The sequence below is a fragment of the Shewanella sp. 125m-7 genome, assembly GCF_052977045.1.
Map to the genome: position 1 here is coordinate 1 of NZ_JBRILQ010000074.1, position 10,731 is coordinate 10,731.

Here is a 10,731-nt window from a genome sequence, read left to right on the forward strand (position 1 = left end):
TCCTACGCTAATACGCCTAGAATTGAACTCGCGCAAGGCCTCTGAAATGAGCATGTTCAAGTCGTTTGGGTATAGTAAAAGATAATTAGCATGTGGTAACGCGCGAAGGTGTAATTGATTATGACCCGCTCGCGAGTCATATTTGTATAGCCACTAATACAGCTAAGGTTATTGGCTAGAATTCTCGATTAATTCTTTCTAAAAAATCTAATAACTGAGCGCGCTCGGTAGCATCAAACTTAGCCGTTAAGTCTTGAGTAAGCTGTATGTGAAGTTTATCGTGCTCTTCGAACATTTCGCGTCCACTTTCAGTCAGCTCAACTAATATTGAGCGTCTGTCATTTGCATATGGGACTCGAATAACTAGGCCAGCATCAACCATTTTATCGATTTGAACAGTTAATGTCCCAGTGGTAATACCAATCTTTTGTGCGAGCTCTTTCATTCGCATTGGACCCTTTAAGCCCAAAATTTCAACCGTGTGAACTTGAGGTAAACTAAAGCCTTTATCTTTGACTACAGCCATTTCCCATGATGATAACTTCTCGTAAAATTCGATCATGGCATGATTTAAATTATCATCTTGGTTATTCATATAATTAGTTCCTAATCATTAGGCAATTATTGTGCCTGAGTCAGCGGATTAACTTCAATAGTGATATGGGATAAACGCTCGAAATCTGACAGCTTTTGCCTAAAATAACTGACGTTGTTATTGCTGTCACAATGTATGACCATACTCGCTGCATAATGGTCGGCGCTGATTTTCCAAATATGCAAATCGACAACCTGAGCCTGCTCTTGCTCAAGGGTGTGTTTTATCCGTTCGATATACGTCTGTTCAATACTCGCGTCCAACAAAATGGGACCTGTTTGCTTTAATAACCCCCATGCCCAACGGCTAATGATGATGGCGCCAACAATCCCCATTAATGGGTCGAGCCAATTCAATCCAAAGAACTTACCCATTAACAAGGCAACAATCGCAAGTAGTGACGTTAACGCATCTGCAAGTACATGAAAATATGCTGCTCGTAAATTATGGTCATGGCTTTGGTTATGCTTCACTTCACTTTTTTCATGAGTGTGTTCATGCTGCCCCCCTGCGTCATCGCTATTCTCATACTCGCTGGTGTCATGGTGGTGATGACTGTGAGCATGACCGTGATGGTCTTTTAATAAAAACGCACTGACGATATTCACTATTAGTCCGATCACTGCAACTAAAATAGCTTGGTTAAAAAATATTTCATGGGGGTTAAATAGTCGCACACCGGACTCAACCAGCATAACAAGCGCCACGAGACCTAGCGCTATTGCACTGGTGTAGCCGCCCAGTACGCTCACCTTACCTGTCCCGTATGAAAACTCTGCTGAATTAGCATGTTTACGGGCATATCGATAAGCAAATAAGGTGATCATGAACGCTGCAGCATGCGTCCCCATATGCCAACCATCAGCAAGCAAGGCCATAGAGCCGTATAGGGTGCCGGCAATAATCTCAGCTAACATTGTCACTATCGTTAGCACTAAGACATAGGCAGTATTGCGCTCCCCTGCACTGTTATGGCTAGAAAAACCCTGCTTATGAGGACAATTAATGACAGCCTGCTTAACGTTTCCCATAACAACCCTCTACCTTTTGCTTTGTTGATGCCCTCAAGCTTGTTCGCTGAGCTTGTACTTTTGTTTAAATGTATATTTTGCTGCCCTACCGGTTTCAATTATGTATAAACATGCATAGCTATCATGATAAGTCCTCATGCACAGACATTATAAATCGACATTATAAATAGACATCATGCACACTCATTATGCTTACGCACCCGTTTAGACTGACAGCTGCTGTACCTCATCAGCACATAATAGTCTTAAGGCCATACACATGACCTACTAACTACGGACTACTAACTACTAACTACTAACTACTAACTACTAACTACTAACTACTAACTACGGACTATAAGTCTTCGAAGTATTTAGACCTTCACGCATTTTGTCTGCCTATTACTTTAATTGCCCATTATTTTACTGACGATTAGTTTGATTAATAACTACTTTGACAATCAACTATTTTGAGACTCAAACTAAACTTACGCCTTTAGATCCCAAAATTCAATAAAAAAGCCAGTATGTGATCAGCTTCAGACCCTTCCCTCAAGCCTCGCCTTTATGGAACTTACTCGATTAACAACAAAAGCTATGGCCGATAAATTATCAACACATTTGTAATCCATTTACCCATCTCGTTTCAAGCTGGCTTTGAAAGTAATATTCCATCCCGCTATGGGGTTGAATTCAAGTTTTGTTCACACCGTTGAGAATGGTTTGATTGTCATTTAATAAAAATATTATTTTTTTAACCCTTTTTATAAACCAGCCCGTTTATAGATGTATTAGACACACAACACCTATTCTTTTGGAGAATGTATGACCTTACTCACTACCTTAAACCAACGCTTTGGCCGTACTCTTTTAGCCTCATCTTTAGTTTTTGCTACTTTTTCATTTAATGCCAGTGCAACCAGCCCTGCCCACCCGTCAGGAGTCAATCAAAATATGATTAGTTCACAGATGTATAGCGCCAGTGATTACACAAACACCAGCGAAACAAAAATGTACCCCAAGCCTGATGCCGGCCAAGTACAGCATATTCTAACGCTACCTAAGCTAGATAATGAAGCTGACTACATGGTTGAAATTGAAATTGGCAAAACCCAAATGGTCGATTGTAATCAACACGGTTTAGTTGGCGAATTACAACAACACACAGTGAAAGGCTGGGGATATAACTACTATCAAGTAGAGAGTATTTCTGAAGGTCCAAGCACTATGATGGCTTGTTTTGAGCAAGCAAAAACCGAAAAGTTCTTGAAGATAAACGCTGACTTAATGCTGAAATACGATAGCCGTTTACCGAAAGTATTTTATTTACCAGAAAATAGCCAGGTACGTTACCGTGTGTGGAAGGTCGAGTCTCAGTTTAACTACTCAGGTAATACCAAGTAATTTCTGTTTTAAGGCTTATTCCAACGCTGAAAACAAAAAAGCTACCAATTGGGTAGCTTTTTTAATATTTCAGAACCCATTACGCTTTTAATGCACCAATGGCTTCTTTACATAAAGCGGTGATCCGCTCCCAGTCGCCTTGCTCCATCGCATCCGTTGGGGCAATCCAGCTGCCACCGATACAATCGACATTTTTAAGTGCTAAATAGTCTTTATAGCTACTTGGCGTAATGCCACCGGTTGGACAAAAACGAATATTAGCAAGTGGACCCGAAAACGCTTTCAGTGCATTCACGCCACCTGACGCTTCTGCTGGGAAAAACTTAAAGTTTGTATAACCCAGCGCCATTCCCTTCATCACTTCAGAGATACTAGCAACACCAGGGATCAACGGGGTTGTTCCCGCCATTGCAGCTTCCAAAAGCTCAGTAGTCGCGCCTGGGGTAATAACAAACTGGGCGCCAGCATTAACCGCTTGCTCCAGCTGCTGCTTATTTAGAATAGTCCCCGCACCGACTAACGCCTCAGGTACTTCCTTGGCGATTTTAGTGATCGCAGCTAACGCACAGTCTGTACGTAGCGTGACTTCAAGTACTGAAATACCACCAGCAACTAACGCTTTGGCTAACGGCACAGCATGTTCAATCTTATTGATCACCATTACTGGAACAATAGGGCTGCGTTTAAAAATATCTTGTGGTTGTATTGACCAGTTATTCTCAAGCATTGCGTTACTCTTCCTTAAACTCTAATAGTTTTCATCAATTGCACTAGTGCTACGAGCACCGGTTTCTGGACTGCTTAGACTCGCGCGAAGTGCACCGAATAACTCACGACCCATACCGTAACTTGTTTTGTGAAGATCAACCTTCTCAGCCGTTCTGGCATTGAGCTCTGCCTCATCAACCAGCAGTGTCAGCTCTCCGGTTGTTGCATTCACTCTCACCAGGTCGCCATTGTGGATTTTGGCAATCAAACCACCATCCAATGCTTCTGGTGTTAAGTGAATCGCCGCTGGCACTTTACCTGATGCACCCGACATACGTCCGTCAGTTAATAATGCCACCTTGAAGCCTTTGTCTTGAAGCGTGCCAAGGATAGGCGTGAGCTTATGAAGCTCTGGCATACCAATAGCCTTAGGGCCTTGGCCTTTAACCACAACCACACAATCTTTATCAAGGTCGCCGGCTTTGAAAATCGCTTCAAGCTTGTTTTGATCGTCAATAACAACCGCCGGAGCTTCTACAATGCGGTGCTGCTCAGCCACTGCAGATACCTTAATCACAGCGCGGCCAAGGTTACCTTTTAGTAGTTTAAGGCCACCATTACTTTGGAAAGGCTTATCAAGGCTTGTTAGTACTTCAGCATCTAAACTTGTTTGTTGACCATCAACCCATGTTAGCTCGCCATCACGCATTTGCGGCTCTTGGGTGTAACGCTTAAGACCAAATCCCGCCACGGTATCAACATCTTCATGTAATAAACCGCCATCAAGCAGTTCTTTAATCAAGAATGCCATGCCGCCCGCTGCGTGGAAGTGGTTAATGTCTGCATGTCCATTGGGGTAAACACGGGCAAGTAGAGGAACCGCATCTGAAAGCTCTGAGAAATCATCCCAGTTAACGATAATGCCGGCAGCACGCGCAGCAGCTACGATATGCATTGTTAGGTTGGTTGAACCACCCGTTGCTAAGAGTGCCACAATACCGTTAACGACTGATTTTTCAGATACCACTTTACCAATTGGGGTATATTGGGTGCCCATTTCAGTTAAGCGACAAACTTGTTTTGCCGCAGTTTTACTTAAGACTTCACGCAGAGGATCATCTGGATTGACAAAAGATGAACCGGGTAACTGAAGCCCCATCACTTCAAGCATTAGCTGATTACTGTTAGCCGTGCCGTAGAAAGTACAAGTACCTGCACTATGGTATGACTTTGATTCAGCATCTAAAAGCCCTGCTCTGTCGATTTTACCTTGGGCGTATTGTTGGCGAATGCGGGCTTTTTCTTTATTTGGAATGCCTGATTTCATTGGGCCGGCAGGCACAAACAACATAGGTAAGTGACCAAAGCTCAATGCGCCAATCAATAAACCTGGGACAATTTTATCGCAAATACCCAGTAATAAAGCACCATCGAACATATTGTGCGACAAACCTACCGCAGTGCCCATTGCAATGACTTCACGGCTTAATAGGCTCAGCTCCATACCCGGTTGACCCTGTGTCACACCATCGCACATAGCGGGAACGCCACCAGCAACCTGAGCAACACTGCCCACTTCATTACACGCTTGCTTCAACAAGTCAGGGTATTCGCCATAAGGCTGATGCGCCGATAACATGTCGTTGAAAGAGGTAATAATACCAATATTGGCTTTGTTTAATTGCTTGATAGCGGTTTTATCGCTTGGATTGCAAGCAGCAAAACCATGCGCTAGGTTACCGCAGCTTAATGCACTGCGATGAACACCTTTATTTTTAGCATCATCGAGCGCCGCTAGGTATTTAGCGCGAGAATCTTTGCTTCGTTCAATAATTCTGTCAGTAACAGATTGTACAACGCTGTGCATAATTACTCCTTAAGCGCTCCAGTAAACATCAACAGGCGTTTTATGCTGGCCGAGCACAGCTCGAATTGGCATCTCACGACTGTCATCGCTTGCTAGTGCTTGTCGGTAAACATCCAGTTTTTGCTCACCAACAATATGTAAATAGATTTGACGACTCGCTAAAATCGCAGATTTAGACAACGAAATTCTTGAATGCGGTGCGCTGCCAGGTTTAACAGCAACACATAAGTCGGTTGTCGTTAATGCGTGTTCAAGCTCTGCAGCTTCTGCACATGGAAACCAAGAGCAAGTATGGCCGTCATTTCCCATGCCCAAAACGACAACATCAAACGGGGTTGGAAAACTACCCAGTTGTTCACTCGCCATTACGCATCCCTCTTCTGGCGAAGCGTACATGTTCTTCAGTCCACGAAACTTGGCATTTGCAGCGCGATTTTTTAGCAAATTATTACGAACTAGGCGCTCGTTTGAATCACCATGTTCGGCATTAACCCAACGTTCATCCGCTAACGTGATGTAAACGTCGCTCCAATCAATACCTTTCTTACTAAGTAGCTCAAATAACTTAAGTGGTGTAGAGCCACCAGAAACTACAAGGCTCGCTTTACCACGAGCATCAACGGCGTCTTGCAGTTGATTGGCAATACGCTCCGCCAGTTGTGCTTCGAGTGCTTCTTTATTATCAAATGATTTAAAAACTGTTTCTTTAATCATTGTTTTCCCCTACTCGTCCCAAGAACGACCGTCTTTAGTGATCAGCGCGACTGATGCAACTGGGCCCCACGTACCGGCAGGATAAGGTTTTGGTTTTTCGTCAGTCTCTTCCCACGCTTGAATAATGCCGTCAACCCAGCTCCAAGCCTGCTCGACTTCATCACGGCGAACAAACAATGCCTGATTGCCTAACATAGCTTCGAGTAATAAACGCTCATAAGCATCAGCAATACGTTCATTCTTAAAGGTTTCAGAGAAACTTAAATCCAGTTTTGTCGTTTGCAGACGTTGCTTTTCACCAAGTCCCGGCACCTTATTCAACATTTGAATTTCAACCCCTTCGTGAGGCTGTAATCTAATGGTTAATTTATTAGGTGGCAGATTACGGTAGTTAGAGCTGTATAGATTGTGTGGCGGGTTTTTAAAGTACACCACAATTTCAGAGCTCTTAAACGGCATACGCTTACCACTACGTAAATAGAATGGCACGCCAGCCCAGCGCCAGTTATCGATATCGACACGTAGCGCAACAAACGTTTCAGCTTTTGACTGAACATTCGCGCCCTCTTCTTCGAGGTAACCAGGAACCGGTGCGCCTTTTAAGAAGCCCGAGCTGTATTGACCACGAACGGTGTTTTCATAAATATTGTCGGCGTTAATCGGACGCAGTGACTTAAGTACTTTTACTTTCTCATCACGAATATTGTCAGCATCTAGATTAACGGGAGGATCCATTGCTACCAGTGTTAACACTTGTAATAGATGGTTTTGGATCATATCGCGCATCTGACCCGCTTTATCGAAATAACCCCAACGGCCTTCGATACCCACTTCTTCAGCAACAGTGAGCTGCACATGGTCAATCGTACGGTTATCCCACTTAGAGGCAAATAACGAGTTGGCAAAACGCAGCGCAAGCAGGTTTTGAACTGTTTCTTTACCTAGATAATGGTCAATACGGTAAACTTGAGTTTCTTCGAAATAAGCTGAAACTTGGTCGTTGATAATGCGGGAGCTTTCGAGATCTGAGCCGATAGGCTTTTCGAGAACGACACGGGAGTCAGGGTATATAAGGTTTTGTTCGTGGAGACAGCGACAGATGTCACCGAAGATAGCGGGCGGCGTTGCGAAGTAACTCACCATCACACGCTTTTCAGGCTCTAAAATATCGTGGAAAGCCTGATACCCATCAGAAACCGTAAAGTTTGTCCCAATATAGTGACAACGGTCCAAGAAGCGATTCATGGTCTCTTCACACAGCTCATCTTTAACAAATGTCTTTAATGCTGTGACCACCAAGTCGCGATATTCTTCTTGGCTAAAGTCATCTTTTGCTACGCCGAGAACTTTTGTATCAACATTCAGTAAGTTTGCTTTATCGAGCTGATATAAAGAAGGCAGTAACTTACGCTTAGCAAGATCTCCCTTGGTACCAAATAGAACAAAATCACAAGCTTTGGCTTTTGGTGTCGTTATGCCCATAGCTTCAAAATCTCCTTTTGACACTGTGCCTCATCATTTTTGATGAGATTTCACACGTTTGTTGTAATATAACAACAGAAATAAGTAATTGCATCTAAATTTTATAATAAACTTCAAGTTAGCTTATTAGGTATGTTAAGCCATAATCTGATATGCTTTTGTGATAAAATTACTAAAATTTATCGTATTTATACCTGCTGTTATTATAAATTAATGTTGGCGTTAACGCTCCGGAAATAACGCTATGAATACGACAAGCTAAAAGTTTCAACAAAATATAATAAAACTACATTACTAGTGAGTGGACGTACGCATATGAATACCCTCGAAAAGGTGCAAAAAAGCCTTGCCCATTTTAGTAAATCTGAACGTAAAGTGGCAGAAGTTATTTTGTCTTCACCACAAACCGCAATTCATTCAAGTATTGCCACCTTGGCAAAAATGGCTGATGTGAGTGAACCAACGGTTAACCGCTTCTGCCGTCGCCTTGATACTAAAGGCTTTCCAGACTTTAAGCTGCATCTCGCACAAAGCCTCGCTAACGGTACGCCTTATGTTAGCCGTCATGTAGAAGAGGACGACAGCCCTGATTCCTATACCACTAAGATATTTGAATCTTCTATGGCATCGCTCGATACCGCTAGACAAAGCATAGACACTGCAGCCATTAATAAAGCCGTCGATATTTTGACCCAAGCTAAAACCATCTCTTTCTTTGGTCTGGGAGCCTCGGCTTCTGTTGCTCACGATGCACAAAATAAATTCTTCCGCTTTAATGTTCCTGTCATCTGTTTCGATGATGTTCTAATGCAACGTATGAGCTGTATTAACAGCAATGAAGGCGATGTGGTTGTGCTTATCTCGCATACTGGCCGTACAAAATCGCTTATCGACATTGCAAAGCTCGCTCGAGAAAATGGCGCAGCGGTTATCGGCATTACTGCACGTCACTCCCCGCTATCAACGGTGTGTACACTACCTGTGACAATGGAAGTACCAGAAGATACAGATATGTACTTACCTATGGCATCACGTTTGGCACAATTAGTTATAATAGATGTGCTCGCTACCGGATTTACCCTTAGACGTGGTCCTCGCTTCCGTGAAAATTTGAAGCGAGTAAAGGAAGTGTTAAAAGAATCAAGAATAGACAAAGATCCAGTTCTGTAACTGACTTTCTACATAATTTGCGGCAATTTAACCTAAGTTGAATTGCCCAGTTTTAAATTATTGGTGGAATAGGTCACAAAATTAAAAACTTGAGTTAGATCATTTTGTTCGTAATTTTACTACATTAACGGGTATTGTCTGATAATATAGAATCAGAATTTTTTAAAACTTAACGGAGTATGTCATGTTCCGCAGAACCAAAATTGTAACAACTTTGGGTCCAGCCACCGACCGTGATGACAACTTACGCCGCATTATTGCTGCCGGCGCTAACGTTGTTCGCTTAAACTTCTCTCACGGAGCACCAGAAGATCATAAAAAACGCGCAAATGATACACGAGCGATTGCAAAAGAGCTTGGCGTTCATGTCGCTGTGTTAGGCGATCTTCAAGGTCCTAAAATTCGTATCTCAACTTTCAAAGACAACAAAAAGGTAATGTTAGAGCTTGGTCAAGCCTACACCCTTGATGGTGATCTTGGTAAAGGCGAAGGTGACGAGACGCAAGTCGGTATCGATTATAAAGAGTTACCAAAAGACGTAAGTCTTGGTGATATCTTAATGCTCGATGATGGCCGCGTTCAGTTACGTGTTGAAAAAGTTGAAGGTAACAAGGTTCATACCAGCGTTACTGTCGCGGGTCCTTTATCTAATAATAAAGGCATCAACAAGCAAGGTGGCGGTCTATCGGCTGCTGCATTAACTGAAAAAGACAAGCAAGACATCATTACAGCGGCAGAGATTGGTGTTGACTACCTTGCGGTGTCATTCCCAAGAAGTGGTGCTGACCTAAATTACGCTCGAGATTTAGCGCGTAAAGCAGGTAGTAATGCGCTTATCGTCTCTAAAGTAGAGCGTGCAGAAGCCGTAGCGACTGACGAAGCTATGGATGATGTGATCATGGCATCTGATGCCGTTATGGTTGCTCGTGGTGACTTAGGTGTTGAAATTGGCGACCCTGCTCTTGTAGCAGTTCAAAAACGCCTAATCAGCCGTTCACGTCAATTGAATAAGCCAGTTATTACTGCGACTCAAATGATGGAGTCAATGATCTCTAGCCCTATGCCAACACGTGCTGAGGTTATGGATGTTGCGAACGCAGTACTTGATGGTACTGATGCTGTAATGCTTAGTGCTGAAACAGCGGCTGGTGACTTCCCTGAAGAAACCGTTAAAGCAATGGCTGAAGTGTGTTTAGGCGCTGAATCACATCCAAGCGTGCAGGTTTCTAAGCATAGACTTGATCAGCAGTTCACGACTATCGAAGAAACGATTGCATTATCGACTATGTATGCCGCTAACCACCTTGAAGGTATTAAAGCGATTGTGGCGTTAACAGAGTCAGGTGCAACACCACAGATGATGTCACGCATTAGCTCTGCATTACCTATTTTTGCCATGTCTCGTCATGAGTCGACCTTGGCTAAAATGGCACTTTACCGCGGTGTTCAGCCAGTTTATTTTGATTCAACGACTCATGCACCTGAAGCTGTTGCTCAAAAAGCACTGGAAACCCTTACTCAAGCTGGTTACCTTGTAAAAGGTGATATGGCAATGATGACTAAGGGCGATGCAATGGAAACTGTTGGTGGTACTAACACTAGCAAGGTTGTTGTCGTTTAGCTCTAAGTGACGATTTAGCAAATAAAAAAGGTACGCAATTGCGTACCTTTTTTATGCTTCACGCTTAAACAGCTAAACCAAATGGTTATATACCCAAGCCACCTGAAGATGCAGGGTTCAGTGGGAATTTAATGCGCTTTAAGCAAGGCGTTGATTGCAG

The 10,731-nt window shown here is 43.1% G+C and carries 9 protein-coding genes; 3 read left to right on the forward strand and 6 right to left on the reverse strand.

The window, feature by feature from the left end:
- Window positions 1–175: 175 nt before the first annotated feature.
- A complete protein-coding gene (locus ACVBIL_RS20160; RefSeq protein ID WP_447168724.1) occupies window positions 176–595 on the reverse strand; it encodes a MarR family winged helix-turn-helix transcriptional regulator in 420 nt (139 codons plus the stop codon).
- A 26-nt stretch (window positions 596–621) separates the two neighbouring features.
- Window positions 622–1,626, reverse strand: a complete 1,005-nt coding sequence (dmeF, locus tag ACVBIL_RS20165) for a CDF family Co(II)/Ni(II) efflux transporter DmeF (RefSeq protein ID WP_447168725.1) — start codon at window positions 1,624–1,626, stop codon at window positions 622–624.
- A gap of 804 nt (window positions 1,627–2,430) precedes the next feature.
- On the opposite strand from dmeF, the gene eco reads away from it, so the two are divergent.
- The gene (gene eco, locus ACVBIL_RS20170; protein WP_447168726.1) at window positions 2,431–3,009 is read left to right on the forward strand and encodes a serine protease inhibitor ecotin; all 579 of its coding nucleotides are present in this window, start codon (window positions 2,431–2,433) and stop codon (window positions 3,007–3,009) included.
- A gap of 79 nt (window positions 3,010–3,088) precedes the next feature.
- On the opposite strand, the gene ACVBIL_RS20175 is transcribed toward eco, so the two are convergent.
- The 4 genes from ACVBIL_RS20175 to zwf are packed head-to-tail and all read right to left on the reverse strand — an operon-like array spanning window position 3,089 to window position 7,780.
- Window positions 3,089–3,736 carry a bifunctional 4-hydroxy-2-oxoglutarate aldolase/2-dehydro-3-deoxy-phosphogluconate aldolase gene (locus tag ACVBIL_RS20175; RefSeq protein WP_447168727.1) on the reverse strand — a complete coding sequence of 216 codons (648 nt, stop codon included), beginning with the start codon at window positions 3,734–3,736 and terminating at the stop codon, window positions 3,089–3,091.
- 21 nt (window positions 3,737–3,757) lie between these two features.
- Window positions 3,758–5,584 (reverse strand): phosphogluconate dehydratase, encoded by a 1,827-nt coding sequence (gene edd / locus ACVBIL_RS20180; protein WP_447168728.1) that lies wholly within the window; start codon window positions 5,582–5,584, stop codon window positions 3,758–3,760.
- Window positions 5,585–5,593: 9 nt separating this feature from the next.
- A complete protein-coding gene (pgl, locus tag ACVBIL_RS20185) occupies window positions 5,594–6,298 on the reverse strand; it encodes a 6-phosphogluconolactonase (protein ID WP_447168729.1) in 705 nt (234 codons plus the stop codon).
- A 9-nt stretch (window positions 6,299–6,307) separates the two neighbouring features.
- Window positions 6,308–7,780: a glucose-6-phosphate dehydrogenase gene (gene zwf, locus ACVBIL_RS20190; protein ID WP_447168732.1), complete on the reverse strand. Its 1,473-nt coding sequence runs from the start codon at window positions 7,778–7,780 to the stop codon at window positions 6,308–6,310.
- A gap of 315 nt (window positions 7,781–8,095) precedes the next feature.
- On the opposite strand from zwf, the gene ACVBIL_RS20195 reads away from it, so the two are divergent.
- Window positions 8,096–8,950, forward strand: coding sequence for a MurR/RpiR family transcriptional regulator (locus ACVBIL_RS20195; protein WP_447168730.1), 855 nt, complete (start codon window positions 8,096–8,098; stop codon window positions 8,948–8,950).
- 184 nt (window positions 8,951–9,134) lie between these two features.
- Window positions 9,135–10,571 (forward strand): pyruvate kinase, encoded by a 1,437-nt coding sequence (gene pyk / locus ACVBIL_RS20200; RefSeq protein WP_447168731.1) that lies wholly within the window; start codon window positions 9,135–9,137, stop codon window positions 10,569–10,571.
- Window positions 10,572–10,731 lie beyond the last annotated feature (160 nt).

Coding starts and splice junctions, on each gene's coding strand:
- ACVBIL_RS20195 (WP_447168730.1), top strand. CDS start 8,096: ATGAATACCCTCGAAAAGGTGCAAAAAAGCCTTGCCCATTTTAGTAAA.
- zwf (WP_447168732.1), bottom strand. CDS start 7,780: ATGGGCATAACGACACCAAAAGCCAAAGCTTGTGATTTTGTTCTATTT.
- eco (WP_447168726.1), top strand. CDS start 2,431: ATGACCTTACTCACTACCTTAAACCAACGCTTTGGCCGTACTCTTTTA.
- pyk (WP_447168731.1), top strand. CDS start 9,135: ATGTTCCGCAGAACCAAAATTGTAACAACTTTGGGTCCAGCCACCGAC.
- ACVBIL_RS20175 (WP_447168727.1), bottom strand. CDS start 3,736: ATGCTTGAGAATAACTGGTCAATACAACCACAAGATATTTTTAAACGC.
- dmeF (WP_447168725.1), bottom strand. CDS start 1,626: ATGGGAAACGTTAAGCAGGCTGTCATTAATTGTCCTCATAAGCAGGGT.
- ACVBIL_RS20160 (WP_447168724.1), bottom strand. CDS start 595: ATGAATAACCAAGATGATAATTTAAATCATGCCATGATCGAATTTTAC.
- pgl (WP_447168729.1), bottom strand. CDS start 6,298: ATGATTAAAGAAACAGTTTTTAAATCATTTGATAATAAAGAAGCACTC.
- edd (WP_447168728.1), bottom strand. CDS start 5,584: ATGCACAGCGTTGTACAATCTGTTACTGACAGAATTATTGAACGAAGC.